This window comes from Roseibium sp. QJM3NY_11 (genome assembly GCF_056173175.1).
Genome location: NZ_CM149660.1, coordinates 3,109,784 through 3,125,030, shown reverse-complemented (window position 1 = coordinate 3,125,030; position 15,247 = coordinate 3,109,784). Strand labels below are relative to the sequence as shown.

Annotated in this window: 17 protein-coding genes and 1 pseudogene; 6 read left to right on the top strand and 12 right to left on the bottom strand. The window is 60.7% G+C overall.

Annotation, left to right across the window (positions count from 1 at the left end; translation table 11 throughout):
- Window position 1: 1 nt before the first annotated feature.
- Together AC0VX3_RS14475 and dusB are read right to left on the bottom strand one after the other, a co-directional pair.
- Entirely contained in the window at window positions 2-1,153 is a 1,152-nt protein-coding gene (locus AC0VX3_RS14475) for a two-component system sensor histidine kinase NtrB (RefSeq protein ID WP_342895140.1), read from the bottom strand.
- A complete protein-coding gene (gene dusB / locus AC0VX3_RS14470; protein WP_475521107.1) occupies window positions 1,150-2,154 on the bottom strand; it encodes a tRNA dihydrouridine synthase DusB in 1,005 nt (334 codons plus the stop codon). The genes AC0VX3_RS14475 and dusB overlap by 4 nt, the downstream gene beginning before the upstream one ends.
- Window positions 2,155-2,329: 175 nt before the next feature.
- On the opposite strand from dusB, the pseudogene AC0VX3_RS14465 reads away from it, so the two are divergent.
- The 5 genes and pseudogenes from AC0VX3_RS14465 (at window position 2,330) to AC0VX3_RS14445 (ending at window position 5,899) form a co-directional block, all read left to right on the top strand.
- A pseudogene (locus AC0VX3_RS14465) lies at window positions 2,330-3,584 on the top strand (bifunctional 2-C-methyl-D-erythritol 4-phosphate cytidylyltransferase/2-C-methyl-D-erythritol 2,4-cyclodiphosphate synthase).
- A 5-nt stretch (window positions 3,585-3,589) separates the two neighbouring features.
- Complete coding sequence (locus AC0VX3_RS14460; RefSeq protein WP_475521106.1) at window positions 3,590-4,114, top strand: CinA family protein; 525 nt, start codon at window positions 3,590-3,592, stop codon at window positions 4,112-4,114.
- A gap of 89 nt (window positions 4,115-4,203) precedes the next feature.
- Complete coding sequence (locus AC0VX3_RS14455) at window positions 4,204-4,671, top strand: hypothetical protein (RefSeq protein ID WP_475521105.1); 468 nt, start codon at window positions 4,204-4,206, stop codon at window positions 4,669-4,671.
- Window positions 4,672-4,885: 214 nt separating this feature from the next.
- Window positions 4,886-5,362 (top strand): hypothetical protein, encoded by a 477-nt coding sequence (locus tag AC0VX3_RS14450; protein ID WP_342895135.1) that lies wholly within the window; start codon window positions 4,886-4,888, stop codon window positions 5,360-5,362.
- Between the two features lie 102 nt (window positions 5,363-5,464).
- Window positions 5,465-5,899 carry a hypothetical protein gene (locus AC0VX3_RS14445; RefSeq protein WP_475521104.1) on the top strand — a complete coding sequence of 145 codons (435 nt, stop codon included), beginning with the start codon at window positions 5,465-5,467 and terminating at the stop codon, window positions 5,897-5,899.
- A gap of 18 nt (window positions 5,900-5,917) precedes the next feature.
- Here AC0VX3_RS14445 and AC0VX3_RS14440 read toward each other — a convergent pair whose 3' ends face one another.
- From AC0VX3_RS14440 to AC0VX3_RS14395, 10 genes are all read right to left on the bottom strand, one after another.
- A complete protein-coding gene (locus AC0VX3_RS14440) occupies window positions 5,918-6,370 on the bottom strand; it encodes a type II toxin-antitoxin system RatA family toxin (RefSeq protein ID WP_475521103.1) in 453 nt (150 codons plus the stop codon).
- A 31-nt stretch (window positions 6,371-6,401) separates the two neighbouring features.
- A complete protein-coding gene (gene lipA / locus AC0VX3_RS14435) occupies window positions 6,402-7,376 on the bottom strand; it encodes a lipoyl synthase (protein ID WP_475521102.1) in 975 nt (324 codons plus the stop codon).
- Window positions 7,377-7,432: 56 nt separating this feature from the next.
- Complete coding sequence (locus tag AC0VX3_RS14430; RefSeq protein ID WP_475521101.1) at window positions 7,433-7,852, bottom strand: acyl-CoA thioesterase; 420 nt, start codon at window positions 7,850-7,852, stop codon at window positions 7,433-7,435.
- A 16-nt stretch (window positions 7,853-7,868) separates the two neighbouring features.
- Entirely contained in the window at window positions 7,869-8,108 is a 240-nt protein-coding gene (locus AC0VX3_RS14425; protein WP_342895130.1) for a GlsB/YeaQ/YmgE family stress response membrane protein, read from the bottom strand.
- A 25-nt stretch (window positions 8,109-8,133) separates the two neighbouring features.
- Window positions 8,134-8,382 (bottom strand): GlsB/YeaQ/YmgE family stress response membrane protein, encoded by a 249-nt coding sequence (locus AC0VX3_RS14420; protein ID WP_342895129.1) that lies wholly within the window; start codon window positions 8,380-8,382, stop codon window positions 8,134-8,136.
- A gap of 155 nt (window positions 8,383-8,537) precedes the next feature.
- Window positions 8,538-9,986, bottom strand: coding sequence for a dihydrolipoyl dehydrogenase (gene lpdA / locus AC0VX3_RS14415; protein WP_475521100.1), 1,449 nt, complete (start codon window positions 9,984-9,986; stop codon window positions 8,538-8,540).
- Between the two features lie 72 nt (window positions 9,987-10,058).
- Window positions 10,059-11,405, bottom strand: coding sequence for a pyruvate dehydrogenase complex dihydrolipoamide acetyltransferase (locus AC0VX3_RS14410; RefSeq protein WP_475521099.1), 1,347 nt, complete (start codon window positions 11,403-11,405; stop codon window positions 10,059-10,061).
- Between the two features lie 16 nt (window positions 11,406-11,421).
- Entirely contained in the window at window positions 11,422-12,804 is a 1,383-nt protein-coding gene (locus AC0VX3_RS14405; protein WP_475521098.1) for a pyruvate dehydrogenase complex E1 component subunit beta, read from the bottom strand.
- Window positions 12,805-12,818: 14 nt separating this feature from the next.
- Window positions 12,819-13,868, bottom strand: a complete 1,050-nt coding sequence (pdhA, locus tag AC0VX3_RS14400) for a pyruvate dehydrogenase (acetyl-transferring) E1 component subunit alpha (protein WP_475521097.1) — start codon at window positions 13,866-13,868, stop codon at window positions 12,819-12,821.
- 174 nt (window positions 13,869-14,042) lie between these two features.
- Window positions 14,043-14,384, bottom strand: coding sequence for an FtsB family cell division protein (locus AC0VX3_RS14395; protein ID WP_475521096.1), 342 nt, complete (start codon window positions 14,382-14,384; stop codon window positions 14,043-14,045).
- A 138-nt stretch (window positions 14,385-14,522) separates the two neighbouring features.
- Between AC0VX3_RS14395 and AC0VX3_RS14390 the strand changes: the two genes are divergently transcribed.
- Complete coding sequence (locus tag AC0VX3_RS14390; RefSeq protein ID WP_475521095.1) at window positions 14,523-15,179, top strand: protein-L-isoaspartate(D-aspartate) O-methyltransferase; 657 nt, start codon at window positions 14,523-14,525, stop codon at window positions 15,177-15,179.
- The last annotated feature ends 68 nt before the right edge of the window (window positions 15,180-15,247 follow it).

Genomic DNA, 15,247 nt, shown 5'->3' with positions numbered 1-15,247 from the left:
GTCAATCAGTTCCTTTGCTTATCCGGCTGGGCATCGCCGCAACATCGCCCGAGAACGCGGGCATCAGAATCCGGAAAACGGTTTTGTGGCGCAGGCTGTCGCATTCGATCACGCCGCCATGATCGCCGATGATCTTGGAAACAAGCGCAAGTCCAAGGCCGGAGCCGTTGGTCTTGGTGGTTATGAAAGGTTCGAAGAGATGCGGCAGCAGATCGTCGGGCACTCCCGGACCATTGTCCTGCACGCAGAATTCCAGAGGCAGACTGACCTTCTCGTCGGTCCCGGGCACGGACAGGCGCACGCCGGGCCTGAAGGCCGTCGAAATCCTGATTTCGCCGTCCGGATCGTCACCGATCGCCTCGCTGGCATTCTTGATCAGGTTCAGGAACACCTGGATCAGCTGGTCCTTGTTGGCAAAGACCGGCGGCAAGGACGGGTCATAGACCTCGGTAATTCTCTTGTCGCGCGCAAATCCGGAATCCGCGAGCCGTTTCACATGATCCAGAACGACGTGAATGTTCACCGGCTCGCGTTCGATCGGACGCTCGTCGGAAAACACCTCCATACGGTCGACCAGTTTCACGATACGGTCCGTCTCGTCCATGATCAGTCTGGTCAGCGCGCGATCCTCGGCGGGAACAGATTGTTCGATCAACTGCGCCGCACCGCGAATGCCCGACAGGGGATTCTTGATTTCATGGGCCAGCATCGCGGCAAGACCGGTGACCGTTCTGGCGGCGCCGCGCGAGGTCAGTTGCCGGTCGATCTTCTCGGCCATGGTCCGCTCCTGGAACATCAGCACCACCGCCCCGGGACGGTCGGCAACCGGCGCGGCGTTGATATCGACCACCTTCGGTGCGCCGATCCTGGGAGAGCCGATATCGACCTTGTACTCGTTGACGGGAGCGGCACGCTCGCGCACCTGCTCGATCAGCGTCAGCAGCGGACTGCCGAAAGGTACGAAATCGCTGATCGGATGCCGCCTCAGGACCGATACGCTCGATCTCATGAAGATCTCGGCGGCCATGTTCGCCGACTCGATGACACCGTCGGGAGCGACCAGAAGCACCGGGTGCGGAAGCGCATCCAGGATGATCGGTCCGTCAGTGGCAAGTGTGGCTGTCCGGCCGGTGGGAGACACTGTGTCCTTCACGCTGCTGTCCGTTCATTCGTGGTTGAGAACAATTCACTTGTCAGCCGGATGACTTCAGACGGCCTGCTGGATGTCATCAGGGTCTTGCGGACACCATCGGGCAATTCGCCGCCGAGGAGGCCGGCGGCATCGAAGTACCACCCGAGATGCTTTCTCGCGATCCGCACGCCGGCGTGTTCGCCGTAGTGCCCGAGAAGCGCTTCATAATGTTCGATGACAAGTTCGCACAATTCCTGCCCGCCAGGTGGCGGCAGCCGTTCGCCGGTCTCCAGGAAATGGCCGACATGACCGGGCAGCCACGGCCGCCCGTAGGCACCCCGACCGATCATGACCCCGTCCGCGCCTGACAGCGCCAGCATCTTGCGCGCGTCGTCGTATCCCCTGCAGTCGCCATTCGCGATCAGGGGGATGGCAACGGCCTGCCTGACGGCGGCAATGGCGGACCAGTCCGCAGAGCCCTTGTAGAACTGACAGCGCGTGCGTCCATGCACCGTGATCAACTGGATCCCGGACGCTTCCGCCCGCCGCGCCAGCTCTGGTGCGTTGATCGAATGTTCGTCCCAACCCAGCCGCATTTTCAAGGTGACGGGAATATCGACGGCGGAGACCGTGGCCTCGATCAGGGTGAGCGCATGATCCAGATCGCGCATGAGAGCTGAGCCGGAATACCCCGAGGTGACTTTCTTGGCCGGGCAACCCATGTTGATGTCGATAACGTCGGCACCGAGATCGGCAATGACCCTGGCCGCCTGCCCCATCCAGCGCGCTTCGCGGCCGGCGAGCTGAACCACGTGCAGGCCCCTGCCTTGCGATTCGGCCCGCATCTGCGTTTCGGCGTCTCCGCGCATGAAGGATTCGCTTGCCACCATCTCGCTGACCACCATGCCGGCACCGAAACGGGCGGCAAGCCTGCGGAACGGCAGGTCGGAGACCCCGGACATCGGGGCAAGAACGGACCGGTTGGACAATTCATGCCGGCCAATCGTCAGCGCTTTTGTCATCAGTGACACAGACTTTCTTTTCTGCTTACAGACTGTGCATATTGCAATCTGCCTATATTGTAGACAAATCCTGCAATGCAACAAGTCAAAAATTGCGGTGCTCACGGGTCATAGTTAAAGACGGATTGAGAACCACCCGCGCCTGGTCCGCGGGACCCTCGCAAGGAGACCGCAAATGGCAAAAACAGCGGCCGCTCTGGTCGTCGCCGCAGGGCGCGGCACGCGCCTGGCGGGCAGCGAGAATGCCCTTCCGAAACAGTATCGGCCTCTCGCCGGCCGTCCCGTGCTGACCCATACACTGAACGCCCTGGGGAATCACCCGCGCATTTCCTGTCTTTTGCCCGTGATTCACAAGGACGACACTGTCCACTACGAGACAGCGGCTGCGGCACTGCCGGGATCCTGCGCTAAGAAGCTCGCGCGGCCCGTTCATGGCGGATCCACGCGACAGCAATCGGTTCTCGCTGGGCTGACCGCTCTGGCGGACACGGATTGCGACTATGTCCTGATACACGACGCGGCGCGCCCATTTGTCTCGCCGGAACGTCCTGGACCGGCTGTTTTCAACACTTGATGACGGAGCGGACGGCGTGCTTGCCGCGCTCGCCGTTGCCGACACGCTCAAGCGGGCGGATGCCGGAGGGCGATCGATTGAAACGGTTGACCGAACCGGGCTTTGGGCGGCGCAAACGCCGCAGGCCTTTCCGCTGGAGCGGATCCTTGCTGCCCACCGCAACGCGGTCGGAGCAAACCGTCATGACTTCACCGATGATACCGGGCTTGCGGAGTGGGCCGGAATGTCCATTGTATTGAGCGAAGGCGATCCGTCGAACTTCAAGATCACTACCGCGGCCGACCTGAAACGCGCGGAACATCAGGCGACATATCAATTCATGCCCGCAACCAGATCTCATTTGCGGCCACTGGCCGAACTCGCAGATATCCGCACCGGGATCGGCTATGACGTTCATGCGTTCGAAGACGGCGACGCCGTGGTGCTGGGAGGGGTCACGGTCCCGCACTCGAAAAAGCTGAAAGGCCATTCCGACGCGGATGTCGTGCTTCATGCGATCACCGATGCCACGCTCGGCGCGATCGGCGACGGCGACATCGGTCAGCATTTTCCGCCGAGCGATCCGCAATGGAAGGGCGCGTCCTCCGACCGGTTCCAGACAGATGCCATGCGCCGGGTGTCGGATCTTGGCGGCCGGCTTGCCCATATCGACGTGACGATTGTCTGCGAGGAGCCGAAAATCGGTCCGCACCGGCAGGCCATCCGGGCCTCGATCGCAGCACTCTGCGAACTGCCGGTTTCACGGGTTTCGGTGAAGGCCACCACATCCGAGAGGCTGGGCTTTACCGGACGCAAGGAGGGCATGTCGGCGCTGGCCAGCGTCACGGTCCGCCTTCCGCTCGGCAACGAGGAGTAGAGCGCATGAACGACCCGTCACCGGACAGCCTGGACGACCTTGCCCCGCTCGCGGCATCGGTTCTGGATGCCCTGAAAGCCGCCGACCGGATGGTCGCCACGGCGGAATCATGCACCGGCGGCCTGATCTGCGCCGCTCTCACCGAAATCGCGGGCTCGTCCGCGGTCGTGGATCGCGGTTTCGTCACCTACTCGAACGACGCAAAGACCGACATGCTCGGCGTGCCGCGGGACCTGATCGAGACAGTCGGCGCAGTCAGCAGGGAGGTCGCCATTGCCATGGCGGAAGGGGCCTTGCGCCGGTCCGGGGCGGACCTCGCGGTCTCGGTCACCGGCATTGCCGGACCGGGAGGCGGCAGCACCGAAAAACCGGTGGGCACTGTTCACTTCGCTCTTGCCCGCAAGGACGCACCGACGGAACACCTTCACCGCCTGTTCCCCGATACCGGCCGCCAGAAGATCCGCCTTGCAACCGTTCAAACTTCTCTAATATCGATTTTAAATGCAATTTCCGAAGTAAAATCACATTAACGCTTCAACAAGGTCTTGCTGGGTTTCCGGTCTCGCGCCCCCTATGGTCCGCTTGTCTCGCCTGAACGGAAACCACGCAAAGCTTAGCCATGATGAAGTATTCGATCCTTCTGCTTGTCACCTTGTGCCTGTGCGGTGTGGCCAAGGCCGACGCGACCACGACACCTGGCGACTTCCACCTGATTTCCAGAGACCGGCACGGAATTTTCGTTGGCAGCCACAAACTGTTTCAGGACGAAATGCTGGGCACGAACAAGGTGTCCTATTGCCGGCGCACCTATTTTGTTCGCAGTCATTCGGTGGCCTGGGTGCAACTGGAAATCGAGCGCGGACACACCGTTCAGATCGAGTACAATTTCAGGCGCGGCTGGCGCCCGGTCTGCAATCACCCCGAACTTCAGGTGACCCTGAGCGACCTCGGCATCAGCATCAGCGCCAACGAAGTTCTTGCCAGCGTGGATGAAAGTGCATCCGGCCAAGGACGGCTGTCCGCCATCGGCGCCATGTTCCAGGCCGGCAGGACCGATGCCGGCGACAGTTCGTACCACACCCGCTAGCGATCCTCGCCCCCCCCTGGCCTGTCGGTCTGCGAGCGCCTGACCAACCGGACGGATCTCACCGGAAAAACCGGCGCTTCAGCAGCAGACAAAACCAAAAGAATTTTAATCAAATTGCCCGGGCGTCCAAGAGAAGTCCTACAGAGACTTTTGCTAATATGATCATTGACAGGGGTCAATTTCGTTAGACGAATTGTGGGTACGGGGAACGTATATGTCAGTCCAGCGCATTCTTCTTGCGGCCGGTATAATCGGTCTGGCCAGCACCGGAGCCGTTGCCGGGGGGAAACTGCCCAAGTCCGGAGATACATACATCATCTCCCGGGACGACAACGAGATGTTCCGGGGCTCTCACCGGATTTACAGACGCATGGCCGACGGACTGATCAAGGTCCAGTATTGCGGCCGATCCTACTGGGTTCGCTACGCGACCGTCGCCTGGACGGAACTTGAGGTCAAGCAGGACTATGTTGTCCGGGTCGAATACAACAGGGGCAAGGGCTGGCGCCCGATCTGCGCACATCCGGAAACCCAGGTCACGCTCGACGGACTGGGCATCAGCGAGGATCCGCGCATCGTGGTCCAGAATGACGGCATCACCGAAAGCAGGGTGAACCGGTTCGCGGCCATCAGGGAATCCTTTCAGACCGAACCGGCGGGCAAAGCGACAAAATCCTATCACAGCAAATAGACCGGTGCTGAACCCGGCAATGGTAAGGCTCGGGTAAGCGATCGAAGCTAGAATTCATAAAGGGAACGGGCGGCGCAACAAAGTATATAGGGAAATCCTGAGATGAAACGCTCCCGGCTGATCCTTGCGGTATCGATGCTCACCAGCTTCAGTCTGGCAGGCGAAGCCATTGCCCAGGGCGATTTCTACATTCGCTCCCAGTATTCCAACGGCACATTTACAGGCTTTCATGAAATTCTGACCCGGCCTAAGGACGGCTATCACGAAGCCCGCTATTGCGATCGGACCTTCTGGGTCTCCTCCGGCACCGTGATCTGGACGGAAGAAGAGGCGGCCGCGGGCCGAAGACTGATTCTGGAAGAAAATGTCGGCTCCGGCCGCAGGATCGTGTGCGCCGACTACGCGGATTTCGCGACGCTGGATGATCTGGGTCTGAAAAAGGCCGAAGTCGAACGCATCCGCGGCAAGAACGAACCCCGTGACATGCAGTCCGGTCGCATCCGCATCATCCGGGACGCCTTCAAGCAATTCAAATAGGATGTCTCCGGAAAACCGTCAGGTTCCGTAAACCTGATCGGCCCGCGCCTCGAACGCGGTTGAGAACTTCCGGAAAGCCTTGTCGAACATGACCCCCATGAGCGACCCCAGCGTCCTGCTTCGGAATTCGTAGGATATGAAGAAACCGACAGTGCTGCGCCCGTCCCCTGCCTCCTCGAAGGTCCAGGTGTTCTCCAGATGCTTGAAGGGGCCGTCCAGATACTCCACCAGGATTGTCCGTTCGTCCGGCTTCAGTTCAACCCGGCTGGTGAAGGTTTCCTTGAACAGCTTGTAGGCAACGGTCATGTCGGCGACAAGGACCGTACGTCCGTCCTCGAGTTCCTTGCGCCCGCGCACATTCAGATCCTGGCACAGCGGCACGAATTGCGGATACTGTTCCACATCCGCAACCAGCCGGAACATGTCATCCGCGCAGTGATTGACCTTGTGGGTGGAGGAAAAGCTGGGCATTCAGGTTCACGGGTCCTGTTGCATCAAATCATCAGTGACCGAGCTTGGCCTTGCGCGCCGCCCGCAGATCGGCGAAATCCTCGCCCGCGTGGTGCGAGGAACGCGTCAGCGGACTTGCCGACACCTTGAGGAAGCCCTTGGCGTAGGCGATCCGCTCAAAGCCCTTGAAGTCCTCCGGCGTGATGAAGTCCATCACGGGATGATGCTTCTTGGACGGTTGCAGGTATTGCCCGATCGTCAGGAAATCGACATCGGCCGCCCTGAGATCGTCCATCAGCTGAAGCACCTCGTTGCGGACCTCGCCGAGCCCGACCATGATGCCGGACTTGGTGAACATTTCCGGATCGAGTTCCTTGGCCTTCTGGAGAATACGAATCGAGTGGAAATAGCGGGCGCCCGGCCGGACCGTCAGATATTTCGACGGCACGGTTTCCAGGTTGTGGTTGAACACATCCGGCTTCGCCTCGACGACAATTTCAAGGGCGCTGTCCTTGCGCAGGAAGTCGGGTGTCAGCACTTCGACGGTCGTCGAAGGCGACGTGTTGCGGATCGCCTGGATCACATCGGCGAAATGCCGTGCGCCGCCGTCCTCCAGATCGTCCCGGTCTACGGAGGTGATGACGACATGTTCCAGCCCCATGGCGGCGACCGCGTCGGCGACGCCCTGTGCCTCCTTCGGGTCGACCGGACCCGGCATGCCCGTGCGCACGTTGCAGAAGGCACAGGCGCGGGTGCAGGTATCGCCCAGGATCATGAAACTGGCATGCTTCTTCGACCAGCATTCGCCGATGTTGGGGCAGCCTGCTTCCTCGCACACGGTTACCAGGTTGTTTTCACGGACCACTTCCTGGGTCTCGCGATAGACCGGTGATGTCGGCGCCTTGACGCGAATCCATTTCGGCTTTCGCTGCACCGGATTGTCCGGGCGATGCGCCTTTTCCGGATGACGCGGCCGCGCATCGGAGGTCTGCTGAGGGCGATTGAGCGTGTCGACGATCGTAACCATGGGTTCTAAGTGTCGCTATTGCCTTGATAGGTCAAGCCGTAATGCCGGCGAGACTGCTATGTGATTATTGCAGGACTGCACAGTTTTTCCAGCTTCGCGCGCGCATTGTCCGTCAGTGGATGGGACTTTCTTGTGTCCTCGTTCATCTGAACGATCACCGTGACAGCCTTCGCAACCGGTGCCGCGTCCTGAAACACCGTCTGAAACAGTTTGAACGAGCTTCTGCCGATATCCAGAACCGCTGTGCCGATCTCCACCTCGCCCGGCCAGTTGACCTCGGCGAGGAAGTCCAGTTCCAGCCGTGCGATCACAAAGGCAGCGCCCGTATCGGCAAGCCCGTCGCCGACGATGACTTCGACACGTCCTGTTTCCAGGAAGGTCGCGAAGACAGCGTTGTTGACATGTCCCTGACGGTCCGTATCCGCGTAGCGCAGCTTGTCTCTGGCCTTCAGCGGGAAATCGGCGATCGAAGTCAAGAGATCGTCCCGCCCGTCACTTGAACAGTTTCTTCCACAGGAACAGGAACAGGATCGCACCGACGACGGAAATGATCAGCCTGTCGAGAATGCCGCCGGTCACATTGAGATCGAAAAGAGACGCCAGTTCGCCGCCGACAAGGGCACCGATCAGGCCGACGACCAGGCTGCCCAGGAACCCGCCCCGGCTGTTCAGAACCCGGTGGGCGACGGCGCCGGCGATGAGGCCGATGATGACTGTGATGATCAGACCCATCGCGGGCTCCTTTTCCAGACCAGACTTAAGCGATCAGCCGCGCAAGCAGCACCACAACGATCGCCCCGATGGCCGCGACAACGACCTCGTTCACGTATTGATTGCCGAGATTGATGTTGATGCCCGCAAGCTTGAACAGGAACCCGCCGACAAATGCGCCCACGAGACCGATGATCAGATAACGGATCAGGCCGCCGCCACCGACGACAATGCTTGCCAGCCAACCGGCGATGATGCCGATCGCCACCCAGATAAGAATTGCTTTTACATCCATGACTGAAAGCTCCCTTTGCCTCTTTGCCCCGACGGACACACGTTACCCTGTTGAGAGGACGCGTCCAGCACGGAAGCACCGAAAGTTTTCCGACTGTCCCGTCCGGGTCTGCAGACGTTTGTCCCGGCAACCTGTGTTGCCGGGTGCCTTGTCAATCAGGCGTTCAGAACGCGGCCATAGGCGTCGAGCACGGCTTCCTTCATCATTTCCGACAGGGTCGGATGCGGGAAGATCGTGTGCATCAGCTCTTCTTCGGTCGTTTCCAGGTTCATGGCAACCACGAACCCCTGGATCAGTTCGGTCACTTCCGCGCCGCACATATGCGCCCCCAGAAGTTCACCGGACGCCTTGTCGAAGATCACCTTGATAAGGCCATTGTCCTCACCAAGCGCGATGGCCTTGCCGTTGGCATTGAAACTGTAGCGTCCGACCCGGATGTCCCGGCCCTGCTCCTTGGCCCTGGCTTCGGTCAGACCGACGGAGGCGACCTGCGGGTTGCAATAGGTACAGCCCGGGATCTTGCGGTGATCCATCGCGTGAACACCCGGAACGCCGGCAATCTTCTCGATGCAGATCACCCCTTCGTGCTCGGCCTTGTGGGCCAGCATCGGCGGGCCGGCAACATCGCCGATGGCATAGAGGCCGGCAACGTTGGTGCGACCGTATTCGTCGATGACGACACAGCCGCGGTCGGTTTTCACCCCGAGCGCCTCAAGACCGATGTTCTCGATATTGCCCTGGACACCGACAGCGGAGATCAGATGATCGGCCTTGATCTGGCTGACCTTGCCGTCCTTGGTCTCGACATGCGCGGTGATCGAATTCGCCGCCTTGTCGACCTTGGTCACCTTGGCTTCGGTGATGATCTTCAGACCGCGTTTTTCGAGCGCCTTGCGGGCGAATTTCGAGATTTCCTCGTCCTCGACCGGCATCACGTTGGCCATCAGCTCGACGACCGTCACGTCGACACCCATGGAAAGATAGAAGGAGGCGAACTCGATGCCGATGGCACCGGAACCCATCACGACCAGAGATTGCGGCATCTTCGCCGGTTTCATGGCCTCGAAATAGGTCCAGATCAGCTTTCCGTCCGGCTCGATTCCCGGCAGCGCACGCGGACGGGCGCCGGTTGCGACGATGATGTGCTTGGCAGTGTAGGTGCCCTCGCCTTTCACGCCCTTGGGAACCGGATTCTGCGGCTCGACAACGGGTTTGGACGACTTGCCGACAACGACCTGGCCCGGTTTCGTGAGCTTGGCCTCGCCCCAGATCACATCGATCTTGTTCTTTTTCATCAGAAAGCCGACGCCGCCGTTCAGCCGTGCGGAGACGCCGCGCGAACGTGCGACGACATCCTTGACGTCGGCTTTGATGGTGCCTTCGAGCGTCAGGCCGAAGCTCTTTGCATGATTGGCGTGGTCGAGGATTTCAGCGGAGCGCAGCAGGGCCTTGGTCGGAATGCAGCCCCAGTTGAGGCAGATCCCGCCCAGGTGTTCGCGCTCAATGATTGCGGTCTTGAAACCCAGCTGCGCGGCCCGGATTGCGGTCACGTATCCGCCCGGCCCCGAGCCGATGATGATCACGTCGTAATTGGTGTCAGCCATGGTGTTTTCCCCGGCACAAGAAGTCATCGTTCAAAAACGGCGCGGCGTTGCCGCCGCGCCGGAGACCATGCCTCAGACCAGCATGCTCATCGGATTTTCGATGTAGCCCTTGAAGGCCCCGAGCACTTGCGCCCCAAGCGCTCCGTCCACGCAACGATGGTCGGTGGACAAGGTCACGCTCATGACCGTGGCCACGGACAATTCGCCGTCCTTGACGACCGGGCGCTTCTCGCCGGCGCCGACGGCCAGGATGGTCGCGTGCGGCGGGTTGACGACCGCCGAGAAGTTCTTCACGCCCATCATGCCCATGTTGGAAACAGCCGTGGTGCCGCCCTGGTACTCTTCCGGCTTGAGCTTGCGCTCTTTCGCGCGCTTGCCCAGGTCTTTCATGTCGTTGGAGATGACGGACAGAGGCTTTTCCTCCGCCCGGCGGATGATCGGTGTGATCAGCCCCCCCGGGATCGACACGGCAACACCGACATCGGCGTGCTTGTGGATGACCATGTTGTCGTCGGTCCAGGAGACATTCGCATCCGGAACATCCCGCAGGGCAAGGGCCAGCGCCTTGATGGTCATGTCGTTGACCGACAGCTTGTAGGCGGGAGTGCCTTCCTTGTCCTTCGGCGCAGCGCTGTTGAGCTGAGCCCGGAGCGCCAGCAATGCGTCCAGTTCGCAATCCACGGAAACATAGAAATGCGGAATGGTCTGCTTGGACTCGGTCAGGCGCTTGGCGATGGTCTTGCGCATGCCGTCATGCGGCACCAGCTCGTAGGACCCTTCGTCGTAAAGCTTCAGCACCTGATCGGCGGACGGGCCAGTGGCCAGAGCAGGTGCCGCGGCCGCCTTCGGAGCCTCGGCGGCGGCCGGAGCGGCCTTGCCGGTTCCCGCTTCCAGAGCGGCCTCGATGTCGCGCTTGATGACACGCCCGTGCGGGCCTGTCCCCTTGAGCGCCTTCAGGTCGAGACCGTTGAGCTGAGCAAGCCGGCGGGCCAGCGGCGAAGCAAAGATGCGCCCGCCATCGGCAGCCTTAGGAGCCGGAACCGGCTCGCTTGCGGCCGCGGCGCCGGTTTCGATCACCGGAGCGCTGTCCGGCACGGCCGGCGCCTTGTCGCCGCCGGAAGGCGCCCCGGAAGCGTCAGAAGCGCCACCCGATGTATCGATGGCACCGGCATCTTCGCCGTCTTCCAGCAGAACGGCGATCAGTGCATTGACCTTGACGCCTTCCGTACCGTCGGGCACGACGATCTTGCCGACCGTGCCCTCGTCGACGGCTTCGACTTCCATCGTCGCCTTGTCGGTCTCGATCTCGGCGATGACATCACCGGCAGAGACCTTGTCGCCTTCCTTGACCAGCCATTTGGCCAGGTTGCCCTCCTCCATTGTCGGAGAAAGGGCCGGCATGGTGATATTGATTGGCATGTCCGTCTCCCGCGCCTCAGGCTGTGTAGGTTACGGCTTTGACCGCATCGATAACGTCCCCGACATTCGGCAGCGCCAGCTTTTCCAGGTTCGCGGCATAGGGCATCGGAACGTCCTTGCCGGTCACGCGCAGGATCGGTGCGTCGAGATAATCGAAGCCCTTTTCCTGAACCTGGAACGCGATTTCCGAGGAAACGGAGCACATCGGATAGGCTTCTTCCACCGTCACCAGACGTCCGGTCTTGCGGACCGAAGCCAGAACCGTATCGATATCCAGGGGACGGATCGTGCGCAGGTTGATGACCTCCGCGGAAATGCCCATTCCGGCAAGTTCCTCGGCAGCCTTCAAGGCATAAGTCATGCCGATGCTCCACGACACCACCGTGACATCCGTGCCGCCGCGCTCGATCTTCGCCTTGCCGATGGGCAGGACAAAATCTTCCATGTCCGGAACATCGAACGATTGCCCGTAGAGGATCTCGTTTTCCAGGAAGATGATCGGATTCGGATCACGGATCGCGGCCTTCAGAAGGCCCTTCGCGTCGGCAGCCGAATAGGGCTGGATGACCTTGAGGCCGGGCACATGCGCATACCAGGCGGCATAGTCCTGGGAATGCTGTGCGCCGACGCGGGCTGCCGCGCCATTGGGACCTCGGAACACGATCGGCGCCCCCATCTGGCCGCCGGACATGTAGAGCGTCTTGGCGGCCGAGTTGATGATCTGGTCAATCGCCTGCATGGCGAAGTTGAAGGTCATGAACTCGACGATCGGTTTCAATCCGGACATGGCCGCGCCGACACCCAGACCGGCAAAGCCGTGTTCGGTGATCGGCGTGTCGATCACGCGCTTTTCGCTGAATTCATCCAGCAACCCTTGCGTGATCTTGTAGGCGCCCTGGTATTCGGCGACTTCCTCGCCCATGACGAAGACGTCAGCGTCACGGCGCATTTCCTCGGCCATCGCGTCGCGCAACGCTTCGCGGACGGTCGAGGATTTCATGGCTGTCCCGGCCGGCACTTCCGGATCCTCGGCGGTCTCCGGTGCCGGAGCCTGCGGTGTCGGTGCGGAAGCAACGGCGGGCGCGCTCGGTGTTTCTGCAGGAGCTTGCGCAGGCGCAGGCGCGGCGGCCGCGGCGTCGATCGCGCCGGCGTCCTCACCCTCGGCAAGGAGAACGGCAATCTTCTCGTTGACCTTGACGTTGTCGGTACCCTCGGCGACGAGGATCTTGCCCAGCGTGCCTTCGTCGACCGCTTCCACTTCCATGGTGGCCTTGTCGGTCTCGATTTCGGCGATCACGTCGCCCGCAGCAACGCTGTCACCTTCGGCTTTCAGCCACTTGGCCAGCTTGCCTTCTTCCATTGTCGGCGAAAGCGCCGGCATCAAAATGTCGATCGGCATGTTAATCCCCGGCGTTAGAGCAGAATGTCGGTGTAGAGTTCGGACGCGTCCGGCTCCGGATCGGTCTGGGCGAATTCGGCGGCCTCGGCCACCCTGGCCCGGATTTCCTTGTCGATCCCCTTGAGATCGTCTTCGGAAGCCCAGCCCTGTTCCAGCAACCGTGCACGGACCTGCTCGATCGGATCATGCTCCGAGCGCATTTTCTGGACTTCGTCCTTCGAGCGGTATTTCGCCGGATCGGACATGGAGTGGCCACGATACCGGTAAGTGATCATTTCCAGAATGTAGGGACCCTTGCCCTCGCGGCACCAGGTCAGGGCTTTCTCGGCCGCGGCCATGACCGCACGCACATCCATGCCGTCGACCTGGGCGCCCGAAATGCCGAATGAGGCCCCGCGCTGGGAAAGGTCGGTGGTGGCGGAAGCGCGGGCAACACTGGTGCCCATGCCGTATTTATTGTTCTCGATCACATAGACGACCGGAAGTTTCCAGAGTTCGGCCATGTTGAAGCTCTCGTAGACCTGGCCCTGATTGGAGGCGCCATCGCCGAAGAAGGCCATCGCCACGTTGCCGTTCTCGCGATACTTGTTGGCAAAGCCGAGGCCGGTGCCGAGCGAGACCTGCGCGCCCACGATGCCGTGCCCGCCGTAGAAGTGCTTTTCCTTGGAGAACATGTGCATGGAGCCGCCCTTGCCTTTCGACAGGCCGCCGCGGCGCCCGGTCAGCTCGGCCATGACACCTTTCGGGTCGAGGTCCATCGCCAGCATGTGGCCATGATCCCGGTAGCCGGTGATCATCTGATCGCCGTCCTTCTTGGCCATCTGCATGCCGACGACGACCGCTTCCTGGCCGATATACAAGTGACAGAATCCGCCGATGAGGCCCATGCCGTACAATTGTCCGGCTTTTTCCTCAAATCGTCGAATCAGAAGCATTTCTCGGTAGGCGTGAAGTTCCCGGTCCTTGTCGAACTCTGCGATCGCTGGTTGCGCCTTCTTGGCGGAACTGCGGCTCCGGCTGGTGCTCTTCGAGCTAGCGGAAGTGGTTTTTGATGCTGCGGCCATAACCCTCTTCTCGGCGTAACGTTTCCCCTAAGACAGTTAGCAGCAACTTATCTTGTCGCTGCTGTCAATCCAATCCATCAAAATCACATAATAAATCAGCACTAAACCAATGTTAATGCTTGTCTATTTATATTTTAACTGAATTTTTGTTAAACGCGGAAAATGAACTATTTTTCAGTTCATCTCATAGCGGTGCCCCGGGCGCAGGACCACCAGCTCGTCAGCATGCACCAGATTGAGATTGAGTCTGGCCCGCTCGTCCAGCATATCCGGGTCGAGACTTTCCGGCCGCAGCAGACTGACCCGGGCGAGCAGGTCATGGCGCTGCGCAGTCAGCACCGACAATTCCTGTTCGAGTTCGGACACCTGCCGCTCGATCATGGCACGGCCGACAATCCCGAGCTCACCACTCATTGCGTGAAACCCGAAGTAACCCAGGGCTGCAATCGCAATGGCAGGTGTGATCAGGCGGCGAAGAAAGGATTGCTTTCGCTGACGGGTGGCTGCTCGGGGCACTCTTTGGACCTTAACGCTGAACTACTGGTCTCTTTATCCCCTCACTATGCGGATTTAGGTTTAATAGAGTCTTGAGAGGGAAAATGAATCCCCCGACAAATTTCAACCGGCGAAGATTCAACCGGAAGAAGCAATGCCATGGACCCGTTTGCGGACGAACGCGACAAAATGGTGACTTCCCAGCTCCGCCGGCGAGGTATCAGCGACGCGCGGGTCCTGGCGGCCATGGCGAAGGTGCCAAGGCATCTGTTCGTGTCCGGCACGCGCCGGACAAAAGCATATTGGGACGGGCCGCTGGCGATCGGACATTACCAGACAATTTCCCAGCCCTACATCGTTGCCCTGATGTGCGAGGCGCTCGCCCTGACCAGAAACTGTGATTGCCTGGATGTCGGCACAGGCTCCGGTTACGCGGCAGCGGTGCTCTCGGAGCTCTGCCGCTCCGTTGTTTCCGTCGAACGCATTCCGGAACTGACCGCTCTCGCCAGGAAGAACCTGCAACAGGCCGGCTATCGCAACATCGAGGTTCACGACGGTGACGGCTCTCTCGGCTACGAGCCGAAAGCTCCTTACGACGCAATCTCGGTCGCCGCCGGGGCGCCGGTCGTACCCGTGGAGCTGAAAGCGCAACTGAAACCCGGTGGCCGTCTGGTCATCCCGGTCGGCAACCGGCAATCAGATCAGGATCTCATTCGGGTCACGCGGATGCCGGACGGCTCGTTTCACACGGACAATCTGGGAAGCGTCGCATTCGTTCCGCTTGTGGGCGCGGAGGGCTGGCCGGAAGGAAACTGAACGGAGAGCCTGTGCCCGGCCCCGGAACAAGCCGGCCTGTGCGCCCGGAAAATCCGCGCATCAGAGCC

What these genes read in the sequence shown, in the direction of transcription:
- dusB (WP_475521107.1), bottom strand. Translation starts at nt 2,154, where the DNA reads ATGACAAAAGCGCTGACGATTGGCCGGCATGAATTGTCCAACCGGTCC.
- AC0VX3_RS14460 (WP_475521106.1), top strand. Translation starts at nt 3,590, where the DNA reads ATGAACGACCCGTCACCGGACAGCCTGGACGACCTTGCCCCGCTCGCG.
- AC0VX3_RS14455 (WP_475521105.1), top strand. Translation starts at nt 4,204, where the DNA reads ATGATGAAGTATTCGATCCTTCTGCTTGTCACCTTGTGCCTGTGCGGT.
- AC0VX3_RS14450 (WP_342895135.1), top strand. Translation starts at nt 4,886, where the DNA reads ATGTCAGTCCAGCGCATTCTTCTTGCGGCCGGTATAATCGGTCTGGCC.
- AC0VX3_RS14445 (WP_475521104.1), top strand. Translation starts at nt 5,465, where the DNA reads ATGAAACGCTCCCGGCTGATCCTTGCGGTATCGATGCTCACCAGCTTC.
- AC0VX3_RS14440 (WP_475521103.1), bottom strand. Translation starts at nt 6,370, where the DNA reads ATGCCCAGCTTTTCCTCCACCCACAAGGTCAATCACTGCGCGGATGAC.
- lipA (WP_475521102.1), bottom strand. Translation starts at nt 7,376, where the DNA reads ATGGTTACGATCGTCGACACGCTCAATCGCCCTCAGCAGACCTCCGAT.
- AC0VX3_RS14425 (WP_342895130.1), bottom strand. Translation starts at nt 8,108, where the DNA reads ATGGGTCTGATCATCACAGTCATCATCGGCCTCATCGCCGGCGCCGTC.
- AC0VX3_RS14420 (WP_342895129.1), bottom strand. Translation starts at nt 8,382, where the DNA reads ATGGATGTAAAAGCAATTCTTATCTGGGTGGCGATCGGCATCATCGCC.
- lpdA (WP_475521100.1), bottom strand. Translation starts at nt 9,986, where the DNA reads ATGGCTGACACCAATTACGACGTGATCATCATCGGCTCGGGGCCGGGC.
- AC0VX3_RS14410 (WP_475521099.1), bottom strand. Translation starts at nt 11,405, where the DNA reads ATGCCAATCAATATCACCATGCCGGCCCTTTCTCCGACAATGGAGGAG.
- AC0VX3_RS14405 (WP_475521098.1), bottom strand. Translation starts at nt 12,804, where the DNA reads ATGCCGATCGACATTTTGATGCCGGCGCTTTCGCCGACAATGGAAGAA.
- pdhA (WP_475521097.1), bottom strand. Translation starts at nt 13,868, where the DNA reads ATGGCCGCAGCATCAAAAACCACTTCCGCTAGCTCGAAGAGCACCAGC.
- AC0VX3_RS14390 (WP_475521095.1), top strand. Translation starts at nt 14,523, where the DNA reads ATGGACCCGTTTGCGGACGAACGCGACAAAATGGTGACTTCCCAGCTC.